Genomic DNA, 23,146 nt, shown 5'->3' with positions numbered 1-23,146 from the left:
CTCACCTTTTTTATTGGAACGACACCGATGATTGCTCGCGCAGCGAACGCGGGCGCATGTCGATCCAGTGTTCGTTGATGTAATCCAGACAGACCTGGCGCTCGCCGCGCATCCCCGCCTCGCTCCAGCCGCTGGCCATCGGCTTGCCCGCCGGCCACAGGGAATACTGGCCCTGAGCGTTGATCACCACATCGAATTGCAGGTGTGCGTCATTCATGTCGTTCTCCTGTTGAACGGGATTGCAGTGTGGCCAGACTTCGCTCGAGCCCGGTGGCGAGATGGTTGAATACGGCATGTCGCTGTTCGTCGTTCTGCGTGCAGGCCCCGACGTAAACCCGTACGGATGCCGCGCAAATCTGCGCGCAGGTGTCTGCGTCGTCGTCCGCGAAGGCCCGGGCCGACACTTCGGCGTTGGCGCTGGCATGCGCGTGGGCAAACGCGGTGGCGGCGGCCTCGGTATTCAGTTGCGCGTAGTACTCGGCGAACGCCTCGGCATCGCCGAAGTGCTCGGCAATCATGGCGCTGTTGGCCGGCGCGAGGCCGTAGGTCAGCGCACTGGCGTGGGCCTTGGCGTAAGCAGCGTCGTAGGCGTAGGCCTTGCGATACAGCGCCAGCAACACCGGTTTGAGCGTGGCTCGCCATTCGCCCTGACGCCCGATCACGCCGAGCGCCGCCCGCTGATGCAGGCTTTGCAACGCGAGCAGCGCCTGCTGATGTTCCGGCACGGCTTCGCAGAGCATCGGCATGACCATGTCGGCCTGCCAGAGATGAAACAGCCGCAGCGGCACGGGCCCCTCGCCATTGTCTATTCGCGCGCGCAGGTCGTCGGCCTGTCCGGTTTCGCACAGCACTTGCACTAAATTCAGCAGCCATCGCGGCATCGAGATCGGTTCACTCATGGCGATGGCTCATCCGTACCGATGACTTCGGCCAGCAACCGCGCCCAGCGGCCCGCCACGATGCCGTAGTGATCGGTGTCCAGGGTTTGCCAGCTGCGCAACTGCGGCAGCAAGGCCTGCCAGTTGCGTTGCAGGTCGTCCGGGTTCCAGTCGTTGCCCAGCCCGTAAGGATTGGCGTGCCCGGCGCTGAACAGCCGCACCACTGTGGTCGCCAATGCTGGCGGCTGGAAGTCGATCATGCTGGTCATGTTGTTGCGGCAGCACACCGTCAGCCGTTGCAGATACGCCTGGCGTTCTTCGGCCATGCCCTGCCCTTCGACCTCCGGCCAGCGTTGGGCAAACTCGCGCTGGAACACCTGCTCGATGGTCTGCTCGTCGATGTCGGCCAGTTCGCTACCGGCATCCGGCGCGGGCGGGTCGATCAGGTACAGCAACGGTTGCCGGAAACCGTCGACTTGGGCCTGATGACACAGCGCCTGCGCCACCCATGCACCGAATGACCAGCCGGCCAGACGCCAAGTGCTGCCGTGCGGAAGATGCTCCTTGATCGCCTCCAGATACCAGCGTGCACGTTCCTCCACGCTGACGTTCGGCAACTGCGGCAGACGCAGCGCCGGATCGCCGATCACGCACACGCCCAGTTCCGCCGGCAGCGCCGAGACCAGTTCCCGATAGGCCTGAACATCGCCGCCCACCGGGTGGATCAGGTACAGCCAATCACGGCCGTCACCGGCATGCCATTGATCGATCCGCACTGCGTCGTGCCAGCCCTGCAGTGTTACGCCGGGAGCCTCTTCAACCGTGGCGGTCGAGACCAGCCCCAGCACTTCGCTCAGGCTGACCTTGTGGCTGAATTGCGACAGCTGGAACACCTCACCGGTGGCCGCTTGCAGTTCGTCGATCAGGTCGAGCAGCGTCAGCGAATCCGCGCCCAGGTCGTACAGCGAATCGTCATCTTCCAGCTCGGCCACACCGAGCCACTTGCACAGGCACTCACGCAAGCGCACCGACAGATCCACGCCCTTCGGCGCCTCGACCACTGCGGCCACGGCACCATGGCGAACCGGATAAAACCGCCGCGCCGTGTCGATGCCGGTGGTGGAGATCAGCAGCTGCGGCAACTGCGTCGCCATCGCCAGATCGAATACTCGGCAGCCCTCTGCCGCCGAGAGACCGACCGTCAGATGCTCCAGATGCGCGGCGTCTCCACCGTTGCTGGTGGTGGCCATGCCGATGTCGCGCCAGATGTCCCAGTTGATCCCCAGACGCAGGCAAGCGTCGGCCGGGTTCGGGCGATAGTGAGTGAAGCCGTCGAGCACCCCGCTGGCCGCCGCGTAATCCAGATGCCCCGCGCCGCCGAACAGTGCCGACATCGACGAGCAGTACAGGACAAAACCCGGTGTCAGGTGCTCGATCAACGCCTCGACCGCCAGCATGCCGCGAGTCTTGGCGGCCATGGTCTCGGCCATTTGCCGGGCATCGCGGTGGCGAATCAGGCTGCCCGCACCGACACCCGCCGCGTGAATCACCCCGCTCAGGCGACCGTAACGAACGGCCAGTTGATCGAGGATCTGCGGCCAGCGTGGCAGGTCGGCAATGTCTGCTTTGATGCAGTCGATCCGCGACGCGTACGCCGCCAATGACTCAGGCAATTGCCCTTGGCGCGAGATCAGCACCACACGGCGCGCGGGTGCCCGTAGCAGGTGTTCGCACAAGGTCCGGCCGATGCCGCCGCTGCCGCCCAGCACGAGGAATGTTCCATCTTCCGGTAAAAGTGACGTCGTTGCCGGGCCGGTCAATGGCTGAGGCATCAAGCGTGGCTGCCAGAGGTAACCGTCGCGCACCGCCATTCGCCGAGGCAACGAAACCGGATCGGCAAGCAACGCTGCCAACTCGCTGGCCTGCGCTTCGAGACGTGGCGACGGCCAGTCCAGCCAGTGGCAACGCACCGGGTATTCCTGCGGCACCACTTCGGTGATGCCGGCCAGCGCTGCCAGCTCGGGACGCTGAAGCGCGCCGTCCACCGGGCACGCCTGCCATGACATCAACCACAGTCGCAGGCGTGTCGTGCGCGCGGTCTGCCCCCAGGCCTGCATCAATGCGCTGACCGTGTCCAGACAGGCCCACTGCGCCAGATCCAGCGATTGCTCGTTGACCGCGCCCGACACCGCCAGCGGCAAGGCATGCAGCCAGTCGAGTTCGCCGAGGACAGATTCTGCAACTTCGGCGAGCAACCGGTTCAGGGCTTCGGTGTCCAGCGGATCAAGCTCGAAACGGTCCGGGCTCAAGCGTTTGAAGCCATTACCGGCGCGCACTTGAATCACGCGTCGATAGACAGTGTTCAGGCTCGCCAGCAAGGTCGATTCCGGCGCCTCATGGCTGCACAGAATCAGCACCTCACGGGATTGCGCCGTCGCTGTCGTGCTCAGGCGCCGGGTGCGCACCCATTGTCGTTGGTGAAACCAGTCCGCCAGCGGTTGTTGCACAAGGGCTGGCGCTTCAGGTTCAGCAGCCACAGGCGTCTGGAAACGATAGGTCTGAAGATCGAACGATGACGGCGGCAAATCCCACGGCGGCGGTGCCGAGCGCTGCGGCCACTGGATATTCGCGCCTTCGTACCACGCGTCCAGCAGTTCCTGCGGCGATTGATCACGGGAGATCAACTGCGCGCTTGAGACCCCGACTTCCTGGATCGCTGTCGGCTGCAACGGAATGTCGTCACCCGACCGGCAGACCATCGCGAAGCGCCAGCGCAGTTGCCGGCGACCTGACTGCAAGTGCCGCAGCAACGCGGTGCGCTGCTCAGGATTCTTTTGCAGATATTCGCGAATCGCCGCGATATCGCGCAGCAACTCCGCCCGGCTGTGAGCCGAGATCATCAACAGCGGCAACGTTTCCTCGCCCCCTTCCTGCGCCGCGGGGGCAGCACCAACGATGACATGCGCATTGGTCCCGCCAATCCCGAAACTGCTGACACCAGCCAGTCGCCGCCGCCCTTCCGGCCATGGCCGCGAGGTGGTCGGCACATAGAACGGCGAATGCTCCAGATCGATCTGCGGATTGATCCGGCCAAAGCCGAGGTTCGGCGGCAGCACGCCATGGAACACCGCGAGGCTGGCGCGAATCAGCCCGACCACCCCCGCCGCCGCGCCCAGATGACCGATCTGGCTTTTCACCGAAGCCAACGCGCAATGGCCGGCCGGTGCGTCACCGAAAGCCTTGGTCAACGCCGCGACCTCGATCGGATCGCCCAGCAAGGTGCCGGTGCCGTGGGCCTCGATGTAGCCGATGTCGGCACCGGTCAATCCGGCCCGGTTCAAGGCATCACTGATGACCGCGCTCTGCCCCGCCACCGACGGCGCGGTGTAACTCATCTTGGCCCGGCCATCGTTGTTCAGCGCCGAGCCTTCGAGCAGCGCATAGATCCGGTCACCATCGGCCCGCGCCTTGGCCAACGGCTTGAGCACCACCACGCCGTAACCACTGGCGCCGAGGGTGCCGCTGGCATCGTCGCTGAACGGACGGCACAGACCGTCGGCGGAAAAGATGTGCTGCGAGCGATGCCGGTAGCCCTCGGTCAGGGTCGGGTCGATCAGCACCCCGGCCGCGAGCATCACGTCACTGTCGCCCTGGCGCAGCATCGAACTGGCCAGGTGCACGGCGATCAGCGAACTGCCGCAAGCGGCCTGCACGCTCAGGACCGGGCCGTTGAGGTCCAGGTGATACGCGGCTTTGGTCGCCAGAAAATCCTTGTCGTGGTGCAGCGCCAGTTGGAAGCCGTCCGGCAGATCGTCTTCAGCGGTTTCGCGCAGCATCTGCTGGAAGTACGTGGTTTCGCCGCAACTGGCGATCAGGCCAATGCGCGGGCCGTCCGCCGACGGGACGATGGCCGCGTGTTGCAGGGCCTGCACGCACGCCATCAACAAATGCCGCTGTTGCGGGTCCATCAGCCGCGCTTCCTGGCGGCTGATGCCGAAGTACTCGGGATCAAAATCGAGCATGCCCGCCAGCTGACTGCGGGCGCCGACCAGGCCTTCTTCGGCAGCAAAGTGCTCGATGCCCAACCCGTTGCCTTGCACCATTGCCCAGAACTCGGACAGGTTCTGCGCCCCGGCCACATTGACCGACATGCCGATGATCGCCATCGGCTGATGACCCGCATCGGTCTGCCGTACCCGCTCCGCCGCTGCCACCGGCGCGGTGGACAGATGCGCCGCCAGACGCCGCACTGTGACGTGTTCAAACAGATCGGCCATCGTCACCTTGTGCGGCAGCTCTTCGGCGTAACGGCCATGCAAACGCATCAGGCCGAGACTGGTGGCGCCGGCCTCGAAGAAGGTCTGTTCCGGCTCGATGTCCCGGCCGATCACGGCCTGGAACAACTCACTCAGTTGCCGCTCCAGCGCACTTAATTGAACAACCGGTTGTGGCGTGTTGCGACGCTCCAGCGCCTCGCCCAGATTCGGCAAAGCCTTGCGGTCGATCTTGCCACTGGGGGTGCGTGGCCAGCGGCCGATCCGGCGGTATTCATCGATCCGCACATGGGCCGGCAGCAGCCGCGCCACCTGACGATCCAGTTGTTGCGACGTTGCAGGTTCGCCTTCGAGTTGCAACCAGGCGATCAGCCGTGGCGGATCGGCCTGAACGGCGACCACCGCGTTGACCACTTCCGGCACCTGCATCAGCGCCGCCTCGATCTGCCCCAGTTCCAGACGATGGCCGCTGAGTTTGATCTGCTGATCGTCACGTCCCAGGTAGTGCAGGCAGCCTTGGGCATCGGCCCACGCCAGATCGCCGGTGCGATAGTACAAACAGCCGTCTGCCAGCTCGACAAACCGCGCGGCATTCAGCGCAGAATCTGCCAGATAGCAGCGGGCAACCATCGGCCCGGCTACCAACAGATAACCACGACTGCCGATCGGCACCGGGCGGTCGTATTCATCCACCAGCAGCAACCGCGCATTGCCGACGGCATGACCGATCGGCGCGCGCAACGGCCAGTCCCGCGCCACGGGCGGCAGGCGCAAGGCGCTGACCACGTGGGTTTCAGTCGGGCCGTAGTGGTTAAACAGCGAGGCCTGCGGCATGCCGCCGAACCAGTTGCGCAGCGCATCGGTGCAGAGCAGTTGCTCGCCGGCCGTGACCACCTCACGCAACGCCGACGGGTAAATGCCCCGGTTCACAGCGGTTTGCGCCAGATGCTGCAGAGCCACGTACGGCAGGAACAGGCGCTCGATCCGCGCCTCGACCATGTAATCCAGCAACGCCTCGGCGTCCTGACGCCAGCGCGGCGTGATCAGGTGATAACAACCGCCCCCGCACAGGGTGCTGAAAATCTCCTGAAACGATACGTCGAACGACAGCATCGAGAACTGCAGGGTCAATGCTTTCGCCGGCAATTGCCCTTCGGTGCGCTGCCATTGCAGCAGGTTGCACAGAGTTCGCTCGGACACTTGCACACCTTTGGGCGTGCCGGTGGATCCGGAGGTGAACAGCGTGTACAGCGGCCGTTCGCCGGCGTGGCGTGGGCGTTCGAACGAGCCGGCATTGGCGTGCAAATCGACTCGATGCGTGGCGAATCGTCCGGCGTTCAGGTCATCGAGTGCGGCCGCCGTCGTGTCGCTGAACAGCACGCAATGCGGTTGCGCCTGTTCCAGCACCTGACGCTGGATCGCCACCGGATAAGCAGGGTCGAGCGGCACGGCGGTCAGGTTGAGTTTGGCCAGCGCCAGCAAGGCGACGACATGTTCCACCGAGGCATCGAGGAACAGCACGACATGCAGCGGCGCGTTCCCGGCTGGCACCGGATGACGCTCGATCAGGGTGGCCGCCAGAGCATCGGCCAGCGCATTCAGCTCGCTGTAGGTGAGACGGTGCTGGCCTTGAACCAGCGCGACCGCCTCCGGTGTGCAAAGCACTTGATGCTCGAACCCGTCCGCCAATGTTTTGAACGGAAGCGCGATCTGCGGACCTTCGCTGGCCGGTGGCAGGCTGCTTCGATACGGACCGAGCAAATCGTTGAGATTGGCCGTCGGGGTTTCCAGCAACAGATCCAGGCCTCGGCGAAACAGCGCGTTCACCGCCCGAACCTGTTCGGCATCGAAATAGCTGCACTGATATTCCCACCAGCATTCCAGCTGCGAACCGCTGCCCACCATCAACAACGTCAGCGGGCACTTGGCGTGCAACTGCTCGTTGAATTCCAGCGTGGCGCGCAGGCTGGAATCGGTCAGCGCCGCGTAATCGGTGTTTTCCAGCACGAACATGAAATCGAACAGCAAGGGGCTCGACGACAGCCGCAGGTCTTCCACCAGATCCGCCAGCGCCACGTCCTGCAACGCCAGCACTTCGCGCACGGTGGCGGTCTGCTTGCGTAACTGCTCGCTCAGGGGCAATGGGTTTTCAACGGTGGTGGGGATCAGCACGGTGTTGGCAAACATGCCGACGGTGTCTTCGAACTCCGCCAGCGGCCGGTTGGACACCGGGCTGGCGATCCGTGGCCGCTCGCACCCGGTCAGGGCGTACAGGCTCCAGGCGAAGACGCTGAACAGCACTTCGAAACGGGTCAGTCGTTGTTGGGTGCAATAGCGTTCAAGGGCAGCGCTACGGAGAGTGCCCAAGGGTTCGCGGTGCAACCGGGCGTCCGGGCTGATTTCGCGCATTGGCATCAATGCAGGCGATCGTTCCTCCTGACGGCGGTGCAATTCGGCGAGGGCGCGGCGCTGATCGCGATAATGCGGATCGACGCTCCAATGGCGCTGCCACTGGCCAAACTCCAGCGTCGTCAATCGGGCGTCCGGCGGCGGGCTGTCTTCGCCTTGCAGGACATCGGTGTAAAGCTGCGTCAGGTTCTCGAACAGCAGGTTCACCGACCAGCCATCGACGATGATGTGATGCAGGTTCAGCAACAACCGGCAGCTGCCATCGGCGAACGGCAACAGCCAGGCCTGAAACAGGTTCGGGGTGGTAAGGTCGAACGGCGCGGTGAAGACCAGCTCGGCGAAGGCCTGCCAGTTGTCCTCGGTGAAATGCCCGACCGCGAAGGTGCGACAGGTCGGGCCCTGCTCGGCAATTACTTGATCGAGTCCGTCGCTACCGGGTGCAAAAGCCGTGCGCAATCCAGGATGACGCTGTACCAGTCGCCCGACGGCTTCGGAAAGTGCGGCGACTTCGACACCCGCCGCCAGTTGCAGAATCAGCGGCACGCTATAAGCCGTCGAGGTCGGCGAGCGTTGTTGCAACAGCCACAAACGGCACTGTTCGGCGGTGGCTGGCAGGCGTTTGGCGCTACTGATCGGGGGCGCAGGTGGGTAGATCGAATCGCCGTTCGTTTTACCGGTCAGTTGTTCGGCCAGTGACGAGAAAGGCTCGTTGAGCAACGTGTCGAGAGCGATCTCGCGCTGCCAACGAACACGAATCGCCGAGCGCAGGCGCATGGCCTTGAGCGAATCGCCGCCGCTGCCGAGCCAGTCGTCCTGCGCGCTCAGAGCCGGTTGGCCGAGCAGCGAACGGGCTTGTTTCAGCATCCAGCTCAACGCAGGCGAAACAGCGCCATCGTCAACGGCATCCATCACTGGATGCCACGGACTCAGCCCTTGGGCCAGCAAGCCATCACGGTCGATTTTGCCATTGGCCGTCAGCGGCAGGCGCTCCAGCAGGAACAACTGATGCGGCCGCATATAAGGCGCCAGTTGTGCCCGCAGATGGGTTTCGAAGGCGTGATAGTCCAGCGCTCCCCGAGGCACGATGAACGCCAGCAACTGATGATCTTCAGCCGCCTGCCGCCGGGTGCAGACGTACACCTGCGCCACACCCGGATACTCCAGCATCCGTTGCTCCACCTCCCCCGGCTCGATCCGGAAGCCGCGAATCTTCACCTGCCGGTCGACCCGCCCCAGGTACTCGATCAAGCCTTCGGCGTTGCGCCGGACCAGATCGCCGGTGCGGTAATGCACCTGCGCGCCACTATCGAGGTGGGGCAAACGCACGAACTGGCGGGCGGTTTCTTCGGGCCGGTTGCGATAGCCACGGGCGACGCCGCTGCCACTCAAATACAGCTCGCCCACCTCGCCCGGCGGCACTGGCCGTTGCTGCTCATCCAGCACCTGCACACCGGTGTCCGGCAACGGTCGGCCAATCGGCGCCGAGTCAGCGGAAAAGTCGCGGCTGATCGGCCAACACAGGGCGAACGTGGTGCACTCGGTGGGGCCGTAAATATTGAAAATCCGGCAGCGGCTCTCAGGATTGTCCCGATACCAACCACGAACAGCGGCGGCACTGATCTGTTCACCGCCAATCAGCACCTGACGCACGCTGGAAAAACACGACGGCCACTCTGCAATCAACGTGTTGAACAGCGACACCGTCATGAACAGGTTGTCGACCTGCGTCCGCTCCAGCACTTCGGCCAGACGTCGCGCATCGAGCACGTCCTCGTCGGCGATCATCACGCAGCAACCGCCGTTGAGCAGCGGCGCCCACAGCTCGAAACTGCACGCATCGAACGCCGGGTTGGACAGGCAGGCAAACCGGTCCGTCGGGCGAATCTCGATATAGCCGTCGCTGTGCGCCAGCCGCAGCAAGCCGCGTTCACCCACCTCGACCGCTTTCGGCGTGCCGGTGGTGCCCGAGGTGTAGAACAGGAACATCACCTCGGCGAAATCTTCGGCCAGCGTTTGCGCTGGAGCGTCCGGCTGATCGAGCAAGGCCTCGACGTTGGTTTGCCACAGTGAAGGCGACCACAGCGGTTCCTCGTCCAGAGTAATCAGGCCGACACACGCCGCATCCGCCAACATCAACTCTCGACGTTTGCGCGGGCTGGCGCGATCCAGCGGCACCACCACCGCGCCGACTTTCAGGGTGCCGATAATCGCTGCCAGCCACTGCCAGCAGCGCGGCATGCACAACGCCAGCGACTGACCGGGCTCAACACCGCGCGCCAGCAACCCTCGGGCAATGCGTTCGCTGGCGCTGGCCAGTTCGGCGTAAGTCAGCGTAACCGACTGATCGATCACCGCCGGGGCTTGCGGATTACGCCGCACTTGCTCGGCGAAACGCGTGAGCAACGGCATGTCATTGGACGCACTCATCATTTCGCCTCCTGCGCGTCGAAGCGTTGCAGCTCCCGACGGATGATTTGCGAGACCCGATGGATTTCCGCGCTTTCGAGCATGTCCCAGTGCCCGCCGCTGACGAGTTTCGCCAGATAACCGCGGCCTGCGCGGCGACGCCAGAAGCCGCGCAGTTCATGCAACTGATGGCGGCTGAAATCTTCCCGCGCCTGAATCAGCACCACGCGACCGGCGGACGGCGCGCACTCATAGGCGGCCATGGCCAGCCGGTTGTGGTTGTAGATGTTGAAGTAGCGTTCGACCTGGGCGTCTTCGATGCCGGGGTACATGCCGTTGAAACGCACCAGCTTGTCGCGGAACTCGGTCATGTCCACGGTGCCGATCTGCTCGCGGAAACCAGGGTCGTCGCTACCCTGAGTGTCGAGCAGCACCACCGTCACCTGACGATGCCCCGCCGCCTTCAACCGCCGCGCCATTTCATAGGCCACCAGACCACCGAACGACAGTCCGGTAAGAATCAGCGGTTGCTGCGTCAGCGGTTCGATCTGACGCAAGTAAGCCTCGGCCATCGCTTCGACCGTCGGCTCGGTGCTCTCCCCCGGATTCAGTCCCGGCGATTGCAACCCGTACACGCCGGTTTCATCCGGCAGGACCTTGGCCAGCGACAGGTAACAGAACGCCGTGCCGCCCGCCGGGTGAATGCACACCACGTTGTGCTGGCCGCTGCCACGACGGAATTCGATCAGGTTGCTCTGAGCCAGCGCCGGATTCGCCCCGACCCGCAGCCAGCCGCCCAGCGCTTCGATGGTCGGGTAGCTGAGCACCACGCGCACCGGCACTTCGACCGCGAACTGCTGGCTGATTTCATGGGCCATTTTGATCGCGGCGATGGAGGTGCCGCCGACATTGAAGAAGTTGTCGCGAATGCCGATCTGCGGCGCCAGCAACAGGCTTTTCCAGATCTGGTACAGCGCCAGTTCGATGTGGTCGCGCGGGCTGCTCAGGTTGACCTGACGGTTGACCATTTCTTCGTCCGCCAACGCGGTCAGCGCGGCGCGATCAACCTTGCCGTTGGCGGTCAGCGGCAGCGCGTCGAGCCACAGATAGCTGCCGGGGATCACCGCTCTGGGCAGGGTTGTCGCCAGATGGGCGTGCACCGCTGCTTCGTCCACGGGCTCTGCCACCACGCAACAAGCTACCAGCCGCTGGTCCTGCGCTGCTTCGCCGACCATCAACACCACGGCGCTGCGGATACCCGCGAATGCTTCGAGTCGGGCTTCAATCTCACCCAGCTCCAGGCGCACACCGCGCAACTTGACCTGAAAGTCGTTGCGACCCAGAAACTCCAGCTGACCGTCCGGGCGATAACGCGCCAGATCGCCACTGCGATAGAGCCGATCACCTGTGACAAAGGGATTGTCGATAAAGCGCTCGGCACTGAGCTGCGCCAGCCCCAGATAACCCCGGGCCACGCCGACGCCGCCAATGTGCAGATGCCCGGTCACGCCAACCGGCACCGGCTCATCGCGGTCATCAAGAACATAAAAACGGTTGTTGGAAATCGGCCGACCGATCGGCAGTTGCCGGGCCGGTACCTCGGCGCCGGGCTCCAGGGTCCAGATGCTATTGATCACCGTGGTTTCGGTCGGGCCGTAGACATTGTGCAGCCGCGCATGGGGCAGACGCTCCTGAAAGCGCCGCGCCAGCGCGGGCGGCAGTTCACCGCCGCCGCTGAACACATCGGTCAGCGACACACACTGGCTGACCTCGTCGACTTCCAGAAACAGCTGCAACATCGCCGGCACGAACACCAGCGCCGTGACCTGCTGCTCGCGCACCTCGCGAGCCAGATACGCCGGTTCGTAATGCCCGCCGGGCCGTGCGATCACCAGCCGCCCGCCGGTTGCCAGCGGCCAGAAGGTCTCCCACGCCGAGGCATCAAAACCGAACGGAATCTTGTGCAGCATCGCCCCCGCCTCGCCGCAGACCTGCAAACACCACAGCAGCAGATTGCTCAAGCCACGATGGGCGACCATCGCGCCCTTGGGCAAGCCGGTGGTGCCGGAGGTGTAGATCACGTAGGCGAGATGGTCAGGGGTGACGCCGACATTGCGTGGGTCGAGATTGTCCGTCGGCAACGACGCCCAGCTCGCGGCGTCCTTTTCGAGGTCGAGGATCGGCGCTTCCCAGTTCGAACCCTGCACGGCCTGACGCAAGATTGCGTGCGCCGAGCCAAGTGTCAGCAGCACCGCCGGCGTGCTGTCGCCGAGCATATGGCTCAGGCGTCCCAGCGGATAATCCGGATCCAACGGCACGTAGGCGCCACCGGCCTTGAGCACCGCCAGCAGCGCCACCGGCAATTCCAGCGAACGCTCGATGCACACCGCCACGCGCACATCCGGGCCGACGCCCAAGGTGCGCAAATGCCGCGCCAGTCGGTTGGCCAGGGCATTGAGTTCGGCGTAGCTCAGGGATTCGCCCTCGAACACCACCGCGCAGGCCTGAGGGTTGCTCGCGGCCTGCGCTTCAACCAGTTGATGCACGCAGGGCGCCGTTTGCGTCAGTGGCGCGGCGCGGTTGAAGTCCACAAGCACTTGCTGACGCTCAGCCTCATTCATCAGCGGCAAGGCATTGATCGGTTGCTTGGCGTCGGCGGCGATCTGTTCGAGCAGGTGACGGTAGTGCCCGCTCAGGCGTTCGATGGTTGCGATGTCGTAGAGGTCGGTGTTGTATTCCACCAGCAAGTCCAGCCGCCCTTCCCGCTCGACCCATTCGAACGCCAGATCGAACTTGGCCGTGGCGCTGCTGGTGCCGTACGGCGCCAGTTCCAGGCCAGGCATCTGCACCGTGTTACCTGGCGTGTTCTGCAACACCAGCATCACCTGAAACAACGGCGAATGACCGGGATCGCGCTGCGGGTTGACGGCTTCGACCACGCGGTCGAACGGCACGTCCTGATGGGCGTGGACGTCGAGCATCTGGCCGCGCACCTCGCGCAGCAGTTCGGCGAAGGTTTGCTGCGGATTCAGGCGCTGGCGCAGCACCAACGTATTGACGAAATGGCCGATCAGCGGCTCGACTTCCGGACGATTGCGGTTGGCGAACGGCGTGCCGATGCACAGATCCTGCTGACCGCTGTGGCGCCACAGCAGCACCGCCAAAGCGCCGAGCAGTACGTTGAACAACGTGCCCTGAGTTTGCCGGGCCAGCGCCGTGAGTTCGCGCAAGGTGCCGCCATCGACGGAGGAACTGAACGTGGCGCCGACATAGCGCTGCACCAGCGGACGCGGCCGGTCGGCGGGCAGGGTCGACAACAACGGCGCATCGTCCAGGGTGCGCCGCCAGTAATCGAGCTGAGCGTCCAGCACCGCACCACCCACCCGCTGCTTTTGCCAGCAGGCGTAGTCGGCGTATTGCACCGGCAGCGGCGCAAGCGTCGGGGTTTCACCACGCAGATAATCGCCGTACAGCGTGGCGACTTCGTGCAGGATCACGCCCATCGACCAGCCGTCGGCGATGATGTGATGCACGCTGTACAGCCACAAGTATTCATCGTCGGCCACGCGCAGTAACGACGCCCGCAGCAACGGCCCGCTGGCCAGATCGAATGGCGCCCGGGCGTCCTGCTCGACGGCGGATCGCACGTGCTGCTCGCGCTCTTCGGCAGGCAAATGGCGCAGATCCGTCACCGACAACGACAGCGGCATCGATGGGTGCACCACCTGACGCGGTTCACCGTCCACGCTGCAAAACGTCGTGCGCAGGACTTCGTGCCGGGCCACCAATTCGTTCAGCGCCCGCTCCAGCTGCGCGACATCCAACTGCCCTTTCAGTGTTACCGCCGTCGGCACGTTGTAGAACGGGTTGCCGGGTTCCAGTTGATCGAGAAACCACAGTTGCCGCTGCGAGAACGACAATGGCCAGGACGCGTGCGCGCCGGCACGGCGGGGAATCGCCGCGTCATCGTGCCCGCCGAGCAAGGCGATCAGTTCCTGTTTGTGACGCTTGAGCGCCTGGGTCAGTTCTTCGGTGAGAAACCCGCGCGGCGCCTTGCAGCGCAGCCTGTCACCGTCCACTTCGAGCACCACGCCATGGCGAGCGAACAACGCCAGCAATTGATCGGCATTCATACTTCGAACTCCTCCATGTCTTCGTCGTCCAGGCTTGCGGTCACAGGCTCGATGGCAAACGCCTCGACCGGCGCGCGGTGTTGTTCATCGGCCGTGCGCAGCCCGCCGATCATCGAGTAGATCAATTCATGGTTTGGCCCCAGATCGAACAGCGTCGTCAGTTGCTGTTCCTCGACCGAGCCGATACCGCACAGGCCCAGGCCTTGCTCGACGGCGGTCATGCTCAGCAACTGGGCCATCGCCCCGCTTTCGATGTGGCAGAAGTCGCGGCTGCGCTCGCCGTACAACGGACGGATCGCAGCCATGTCGGCGATGAAGAACAACGAGAACGCGGCGTTCTCGTACACCGGTCGGTTGACGAAATAGTCGTAGGTGTCCGGGTCGAGCGCTCCGCTCTGGAGGGCCAGCAAACGATGCTGGCGGGGATCGTAGTAATACGCGCCGCCGGGGACGCCGAGCACGCGATCCGCTTTGACGTAGAGGTACGCCTGAATCGGATAAAGGCCGCCCGCCGACGGGAACTGGTATTTCACTTCGCCGTCGAGTTGCCCCTGGGCCAGCGCTGCCAGTACGTGCGCGAAGGCCTGGGTGGCGATCGGTTGCAGATCGTATTGACGCACCGAGCGGTAATCGCTCAAACGTCGGGCGAAGGCCGGGTCTTGCGGCAGATCCAATGCCACTGCCGGCAAGGCTTGAGCGAAGTCGCGGCGCCCACGCTGTTCGGCTTTGAACTGCGCCCGCTGCTGTGGATCCTCGATGATGTCCTGCACGGGCTCCGGCGCCTGCTGCACGTTGCCGAGCAGATCCTGCCGGGCCCGGTTCTGGCGGTACATACCAAGCAGATGCAGCAGCGTCGGCTGGGCCAGCAGTTGCGCCACGTGCGGGCGGAACTGCAAGGCGCCGGACAAGGCGTTGCTGATCCTGACGATATCGATCGACGTTGCGCCCAGATTCAGCAGGTTGGCGTTGGCGGCGATGGATTCGCGCTTGAGCACGCCCTGCACGATTTCCACCAGCCGCTGTTCCTGCGGGCCGTCGACTTCCAGCGCCGGTCCTTGCTCCTCGATTTGCTCAGGCTCCGGCAGGCGTTTCTTGTCGACCTTGCCGTTGGACGACAACGGCCAGGCCTCGACGAACGTGAATGACGGCGGAATCATGTAGGCCGGCAGTTTGTCGCTCAGGTAGGCGCTGAAATCGCTGGCCTGCAACGCCGGATCGGCCTTGAGCACGTAGCCCGCCAGACGTTTCTCGCCCAGCGTGCTGCCAAGAATCCGCACCACCGCACTCTGCACGCCGGGATGGCGATTGAGCGCGGCTTCGATCTCACCCAGCTCGATGCGATAGCCCTGGACCTTGACCTGATTGTCTTCGCGACCGAGGAATTCGATGTTGCCGTCCGGCAGCAATCGGCCCAGGTCACCGGTGCGATAAAGCCGTTCGCCGGTCACTGGATGATCGAAGAAACTGCCCGCGCTGAGTTTTTCATCGCGCCAGTAACCTTTCGCCAGACCGATGCCGCCGATGTACAACTGCCCCGCAACCCAGGTCGGGCGCACTTGCAGCGCTTCATCCAGCACGTAGAAGCGCTGATGATCGAGGGCCTTGCCGTAGGGAATGCTGCGCCAGGCCGGGTCGACGTGCTTCACCGGATAATAGATCGACCAGATCGACGCCTCGGTGGCGCCGCCCAGGCTGATCAACTGCAAGTCCGGCTGCAAGGTCCAGGCTCGCTCGGGCAGAGTCAACGGAATCCAGTCGCCGGACAGCATCGCAACTCGCAAGCTGGCAGGCAACGCTCCGCCCTCGCCTTCAACGTACTCGACCAGCATGCCAAGCAGCGCCGGCACCGAGTTCCACAGGCTGACGTGATGACGCTTGATCAATTCGAGCCAGTGCGCCGGATCGAGGGTCAGTTGCGGGTCGAGGATGACCACCGCCGCGCCCACCGCCAACGTGCCGAAGAAGTCGTAAACCGACAGGTCGAAGCTCAGCGACGAGATCGCCAATACGCGGTCGTTCGGGCCGACAGCAAAGCGCCGGTTGATGTCGAGCAAGGTGTTGACCGCGCCGCGATGGTCGATCACCACGCCTTTCGGCTGACCGGTGGAGCCGGAGGTGTAGATCACGTAAGCGAGGTCGCTTTCGTCCACCTGCACCGGTTGCAGTGGCAGCACATCGTTTGAGACTTCATCGGTGACCGCGATGGCCGTGACCTGCGCCGGCCATTCGATCCTGTCGAGCAGCGCCGGTTGGCTCAGGACCAGGCTCGCCTCGGCCCGCTCCAGAATATGCCGTAGCCGTTCCGCCGGCTGACTCGGTTCGATCGGCAGGTAAGCGCCGCCGGCGTACAGAATCGCCAGGGTCGCCACCACTTGTTCCCAGCCGCGCTCCATCACCACCGCGACCAAGCGGTTCGGCAGCACGCCCTGTGCTTGCAATCGGGCGCCGAGTTGTCGGGCCTCAAAGCGAAGCTGGGCGTACGTCAGCTGTCGCATGCCGATCACCGCCAGTGCGTCCGGTGTGGCAAGGGCCTGACGTTCGAACAGTTCGTGCATCAATGGCAGCGTTTGCTGATGGTCGACCGGTGCCGGCAAGCGTGCCTGCGGCAGCAGTTGTGGCGTGTTCGCGCCCCAGGCTGCCGGTTCGCAAAGGCTGTCGAGCAGCGCGTTATAGGCGACGAACATCTGCTCGATCATGCCTTGCGGGAACAGCTCGTCGATGCTGTCCCAGTTGAACAACAGGCGTCCTTCGAGCTCCAGCAACGTGTGGTCGAGCCACACTTGCGGGGTCTGGGTGATGCTGTGCATGTGCCTGGCGTTCAACGCGTCGGCGAGGTTGAACTCGGCCAACTCCGGCGCCGCTTCCGACAGTGTGCTGTTGAACACGATCGGCATCGCCGTCTGCTGCACGCCCCGGGCCTGGGACAATTCGCGCAGCACCCGCACGCCGCTGACCACCGAATGGTCGATGTCGCGCCACAGTTGCGCCTGCACGGCGCGGGCCTTGTCGGTAAAGGTTTGTGTTCCGTCGATGCCGACTTCCAGCAGCACCAGCGAGGTGAAATCGCCGATGATTTCATCGACATCCGGGTGCAGCGGCATGCGGTTGAACAGGGGGAGGCTCAGGGTGAAACGCGGCGTGCGGCTCCACAGCGCCAGCACTTCGCTGAACGCGGTCAGCAGCATCACCGACGGCGTCACCGCAAACTGCTTGGCCACGGCTTTGAGCTGCGTCCACTGCGCCGCCGACATGTCGCGGTCGCGGCGGGTGAAGTGCGGGTTGGCGATGCTTTCGGGTTGGCGCACCAATGGCAGGTCTGGCGCCGGGGCCAAAGTAGTCACTCGGTCGCGCCAGTAGCTCAGCGCCTGCTCGTAACGGCGGCCGTTGCGCAGCTGTTGTTCGGCCAGAACATAGTCGCGGAAAGTCAGGCCCGGTTCCGCCAGTTCCAGGTTCGGATCAACGTAGAACGCCATCAGTTCGCGGGCGAGAATCTGCGTGCTCGCGGCGTCGACGATCAGCGCGTCGAGGCTGATGTGCAAATGGGTAATGCCGTCATCCAGCAACGACAGGCTGAACTCGAACAGCGGCCAGCGACTGGCGTCCAGCACCTGATGGGACTGGCGTTCGCGTGTCGCTTCCAGCGTGCGCTGCGCCACATCGGCGGGCAAACCGCGCAGATCGCTGCGCGGCATGCGATAGGTCGGCACCTGCGCCAGCACCTGCTGCGTGCCGTCGCTGAGGAACACCACGCGCAGCATGTCGTGGCGCAGGATCATGCGGTTCAAGGCTTGTTCGAAACGCTCGGCGTCGAACTCGGGAATGCGCAGTTCTTCGTAACCGTGAGCGCTGACGCCACCGAGGCTGACCGTGGCCTCGCGACCGAACCAGTAGGCTTGCTGGATATCGGTCAGAGGGAACGGTTCATGTCGATTGTCGCGATCCGGTTCGATCTGAATGAACGCCGGTTCGATGCTCTGATCATCACGCGAAACCTGCGCCGCCAGATCCAGCAACACCGGGGTCTGGAACAGGCTGCTCAGGGACAGTTGCGCGCCCATGCGCTGGTTGATCGCGTAGATCATCCGCGTCGCCAGCAGCGAATGGCCCCCGAGGTCGAAGAAGTTGTCGTGAATACTGACCCGTTCGCACTTGAGCACTTCGGCCCAGATCTCGGCCATTTGCCGTTCAATGTCGTTGCGCGGCGCTTCGTAAGTCGCGCCGGCGCTGCGTTCCGGTGCCGGCAGCGCCTGGCGGTCGAGCTTGCCGTTGCGGGTCAGCGGTAATTGCGAGAGCCGGACCCAGGCACTTGGGATCATGTGTTCGGGCAACTGGCGTTGCAGTTCGGCGCGCAGGGATTCACTGGTCGCAGTGCCGACCACGTAAGCCACAAGACGTTTGTCGCCAGCCACGTCCTCACGCAGCAATACGGCGGCTTCCTGAACGCCGGGTTGTTGATGCAGCAGACTGTCGATCTCGCCGAGTTCGATGCGAAAGCCGCGCAGTTTCACCTGTTGGTCGATGCGTCCCAGGTATTGCACGTTGCCGTCGGCCAGGAATGTCGCGAGGTCGCCACTGCGGTACATCCGCGCGCCCGGCTCGCCACTGTACGGGTCCGGCAGGAAGCGTTCAGCGGTCAGGTCCGGACGGTTCAGATACCCTCGGGCCAGGCAGGCGCCAGCGATGTACAACTCGCCCGCCACACCGACCGGGACTGGATTCAAGTGCTCGTCCAGCACGTACAGCCGCGCGTTGGCGATGGGACGGCCAATGGGCGGCGCGTCCGGCCAGGATTCGGCCTCATTGCAGTCGAGGCTGAACTGGCTGACCACGTGGGTTTCGGTCGGCCCGTACTGGTTGTGCAGTTGCGCGCCACCGAGTCCGCGAACAAAACCGCGCAGCTCGTCATTGATTTGCAGGGCTTCACCGGCGGTGATGATCCCGCAGCCGCCGGCCGGCATCGGAGCATCGGCCTCGGTCAGGCCGGCGAGTTGCTGCAACACGGCGAACGGCAGGAACGCCCGCTGCACGCCTTCGGCCACCAGGGTCGGGCGCAGCGCGGCGAGGTCCTTGCGGCTGTCTTCGGTCATCAGCAACAGGCTGCCGCCCTGGCACAGCGTGCTGCAGATTTCCTGGAACGAGACGTCGAAGTTCAGCGAGGCGAATTGCAGCACGCGTTGCGGTGCCATGGCTTGATCGAGCTGCCAGGCGATCAGGTTGTCCAGCGCACGACGGTTGTGGGCCACGCCTTTCGGGCGTCCGGTGGAGCCGGAGGTGTAGAGCACGTAGCCGAGGTTTTCCGGGCTCACATTGACGTGCGGATCATCCGTCGGGTGTTGCGCCCATTGCGCTGCGTCGGTGTCCAGGCAGCAGATCTTCGCCTCGTTAGCCGGCAGCCCGGACACCAGGCTCGATTGCGTCAGCAGCAAGGTCGGCGCGGCATCGCTGAACATGAACGCCAGCCGCTCGCTCGGATAAGCCGGGTCGAACGGTACGTACGCCGCGCCGGCCTTGAGGATCGCCAGCAGGCCGATGACCATTTGCGGCGAGCGTTCCAGGCACAAGCCGACGCGATGCTCGGGGCCGACGCCTTGTTCGATCAGGTAATGCGCGAGGCGGTTGGCGGCGCGATTCAGGTCGCCGTAACTCAGTTGCTCACGGTCGGCGAGCAGCGCCACGGCGTCGGGCGTCTGCCGGGCGTGGGCTTCGAAGCGCGCCACACAACCGGGCAACGACGCGGTATCCCGGGCAGTGCGGTTCCAGTCATGAACGATCTGCTGGTGTTGCTCGGCGCTCAGCAGCTTGATCCTCGCCAGCGACTGTTGGCTGTCCTCGACCATCTGCGTCAGCACCCGACGCAGGTACTCGCCGAACTGCTCGACAGTGCTGCGCTCGAACAGGCCCGAGGCATATTCCAGACCGCCGACGATCTGCCCGTCGCGCTCACTGAGCGCCAGTTGCAGATCGAACTTGGCCACGTGATGGCTGCTCTCGACAGGCGTGACATCCAGCCCGGTCAGCAGCAGATCGGAATCCTGATCCTGCTCCCAGGCAAACAACACCTGGAACAACGGGCTGTGGGCCAGACTGCGCGGCGGATTGAGCAACTCCACCACTTGCTCGAACGGCAGGTCCTGATGTTCCTGAGCCTCCAGCGCCACTCGCCGCGCCTGTTGCAGCCATTGCGCCACCGACGGCGTCCCGGACTGAGTCATGCGCAGCGCGAGGGTGTTGACGAAGAAACCGATCAGCCCTTCCAGTTCCTGCTGCGGGCGGTTGGCCGATGGCACGCCGATCACCACATCGCTTTGCCCCGACAGGCGCGACAGCAGCAGTGAAAAACCGGCCAGCAGAGTCATGAACAGCGTGGTGCCTTGCTGCATGCCCAGGGCTTTCAGGCGTGCGGTCAAAGCGGCGTCGAAGACCAACGGAACAAAGCCGCCGAGGTAATCCTGCACGGGCGGGCGCTTGTGATCGGTCGGCAACTCCAGCAGCACCGGCGCGCCGCTGAGGGTTTCGCGCCAGTAACGGCTCTGCTGCTCCAGCACGTCGCCGGACAGCCATTGCTTTTGCCACACGGCGTAATCCACATACTGCACCGGCAAGGGCGGCAGCGGATCGTCGCGATCCAGCAACGCCGCTGCGTACAGCTGCCCCAGCTCGCGGGTGAGCACGCCCATCGACCAGCCGTCAGAGATGATGTGATGCTGGGTCAGCAGCAACACATGGTCATCCGCCGCCAGTCGCAGCAGGCTGACCCGCATCAACGGGCCGCGGCTCAGGTCGAACGGTCTGGCGCCCTCCTCGTCGATCAAGCGGCTCAGTCGCGCTTGCGCATCGTGCCCCTGCACGTCAGTCACCGTCAGCCGGATGCTGTGCGCCGGCGGCGAAACCCGTTGTCGCCCTTCCCCTTCAACGGCAATGAACGTGGTGCGCAGCGCAGCATGGCGCGCCACCAGCTGATTGAAGCTGCGTTCGAGTGCCGGCACGTCCAGCGAACCGCGCAAACGCAGGTTAAGCGGCATGTGGTACGCCGCGTTGCCACCCTCCATTTGCGCCAGAAACCACAGGCGCTGCTGAGCAGACGACAACGTTTGCGCGCCCGTGCGTTCAAGGGCCGTGATGGCCGGGCGAGCCGCAGCCTGACTGGCTTGCAGCCGTTCGGCGAACGCCGCCAGAACCGGCGCGGCAAACAGCGTCGAAGGCGCCACTTCCAGCCCCAGCGTGTGACGAACCTGCGCCAGCACGCGCATCACCAGCAGCGAGTGACCGCCGAGGGCGAAGAACTGATCCTGACGCCCCACCCGCTCGACGCCGAGCACGTCGGCCCAGATCGCGGCGAGCGCGGTTTCCAGCGAGCCTTGTGGTGCCTGGTACTCCTGCTGATCGAACGCCTCGACGTCCGGTGCCGGCAGATTTGGCCGGTCAACCTTGCCGTTGGCGGTCAGCGGCAACGCTTCGAGCCGCACGAAGGCGGTTGGCACCATGTAGTCCGGCAGACTGGTTTGCAGCTGTTCGCGCAGCGTTCGCGGGCTCAGCGTTGAGTCTGGCTTTTCGCAGTAGTAGGCCACCAGGCGTGGTTCACCGGGACTGTCCTGGCGCAGCAACACCACGCTTTCGCGCACGCCCGGAATGTCCGCCAACCGGGTTTCGATTTCCCCCAGTTCCAGACGCAGGCCGCGCAACTTGGCCTGGGAATCGTTGCGGCCGAGAAATTCCAGTTGGCCGTCGGCCCGGTAACGCGCCAGGTCACCGGTGCGGTAAAGGCGTTCGCCCGCCACGAACGGGCTGTCGAGGAAACGTTCGGCGGTCAGTTGCGGGAGGTTCAGATAACCGCGCGCCACACCAACGCCACCGATGTACAACTCACCCGCGACACCCTCGGCAACTGGTGCGCCGTCAACGTCGAGCAGGTAAATCCGGGTATTGGGCAGTGCCCGGCCAATGGGCAGCACCGCGTCGATCTGGCTGCTGTCGGTGAATTCGAAACAGGTGCTGTCGATGCTCGCTTCGGTCACGCCATAGGCCTGGACGATCTGCACGTGATCACCGCACAGCCTGCGCAATTGCCGCGCGCTGTGGGCGGTCCAGATGTCGGAGCCGCAGACCACGGTGCGCAGGAACGACAGGTCGTGGCCGGTCTCTTCGACCCATGCCAACAGCGGATTGAGCAGCGCCGGCACGAAGTCGGCAAAGCCAATCTGCGCCTCGCGCATCAGGCGATACAGGGCCGGCGGGTCCATCAGGGTGTCCCGTGGGCAGAGCACCAGCGTGCCGCCAAAACCCAGCGAACGGATCAGGTCGGCACTGAACACGTCGAAGGAAAAACCGGCCATTTGCAGGTGGTTGATCGGCTCGCCCAAAGCATAGAGCTGCGCCCAGTCGGCGCTCACGGCGACCAGTCCGCAGTGCTCGACCATCACGCCTTTCGGGGTGCCGGTGGAGCCGGAGGTGTAGATCACGTAAGCCAGATGTCGGGGTGTCAGGCCGATTGAGTGAGGATCGAGGTTGTCTGCCGGGAGCGAAGCCCAATCACTGGCGTCGGCCAGATCCAGCAGCGTCGGGGTGGTCGCCGACTGTTCGAGCACCGCCCGCAAAACACCGCGCGCCTCGCCGTGGGTCAGCACCACCGGCGGTGCGCTGTCGGCCAGCATGTGCGCCAGCCGCGCCTGCGGATAGGCCGGGTCCAGCGGCACATAGGCGCCGCCGGCCTTGAGTACCGCAAGTACGCCGACCAACATCTCCAGCGAACGCTCCAGACACAGCCCGACCCGCACGTCCGGCCCGACCCCGAGGCTGCGCAGGTGATGGGCCAGCCGGTTGGCGCGGGTGTTCAGTTCACGGTAACTGAGCGCCTCCTGCTGCCAGCGTGCGGCGATGGCCTCGGGGTTGCGCAGCACCTGCGCTTCAAACAGACCGTGCACGCACAGGTCCGCATCGAACGGTTTCAAGGAGCAAACGTCGGGCTGCGCGGGATTCGTCCCACGCAAGGAAGTGTTATCGAGCATCGGAGGCTACCGTCCATGACTACATTATTTTTGTGATCAGG

5 protein-coding genes are annotated in these 23,146 nt (G+C 64.4%); all 5 read right to left on the bottom strand.

Features of this window, described 5'->3' with window-relative positions:
• Positions 1-10 precede the first annotated feature (10 nt).
• The 5 genes from C1X29_RS10450 to C1X29_RS10430 are packed head-to-tail and all read right to left on the bottom strand — an operon-like array spanning position 11 to position 23,105.
• Positions 11-217 carry an MbtH family NRPS accessory protein gene (locus tag C1X29_RS10450; protein ID WP_064595662.1) on the bottom strand — a complete coding sequence of 69 codons (207 nt, stop codon included), beginning with the start codon at positions 215-217 and terminating at the stop codon, positions 11-13.
• A complete protein-coding gene (locus C1X29_RS10445) occupies positions 210-899 on the bottom strand; it encodes a hypothetical protein (RefSeq protein WP_256584345.1) in 690 nt (229 codons plus the stop codon). Before C1X29_RS10445 ends, C1X29_RS10450 begins: the two co-directional genes overlap by 8 nt.
• A complete protein-coding gene (locus C1X29_RS10440; protein ID WP_102717385.1) occupies positions 896-9,991 on the bottom strand; it encodes a non-ribosomal peptide synthetase in 9,096 nt (3,031 codons plus the stop codon). Before C1X29_RS10440 ends, C1X29_RS10445 begins: the two co-directional genes overlap by 4 nt.
• A complete protein-coding gene (locus tag C1X29_RS10435; RefSeq protein ID WP_102717384.1) occupies positions 9,988-14,100 on the bottom strand; it encodes a non-ribosomal peptide synthetase in 4,113 nt (1,370 codons plus the stop codon). The genes C1X29_RS10440 and C1X29_RS10435 overlap by 4 nt, the downstream gene beginning before the upstream one ends.
• Positions 14,097-23,105, bottom strand: coding sequence for a non-ribosomal peptide synthetase (locus tag C1X29_RS10430; RefSeq protein WP_102717383.1), 9,009 nt, complete (start codon positions 23,103-23,105; stop codon positions 14,097-14,099). Before C1X29_RS10430 ends, C1X29_RS10435 begins: the two co-directional genes overlap by 4 nt.
• Positions 23,106-23,146 lie beyond the last annotated feature (41 nt).

Origin of the sequence: Pseudomonas sp. GW456-12-10-14-LB2, from assembly GCF_002884345.1 — a bacterium.
In the GTDB taxonomy this organism is placed as follows: domain Bacteria; phylum Pseudomonadota; class Gammaproteobacteria; order Pseudomonadales; family Pseudomonadaceae; genus Aquipseudomonas; species Aquipseudomonas paraglycinae.
The sequence above is the reverse complement of the archived record's forward strand: the minus strand, read 5'-3'. Positions and strand labels throughout refer to the sequence as shown.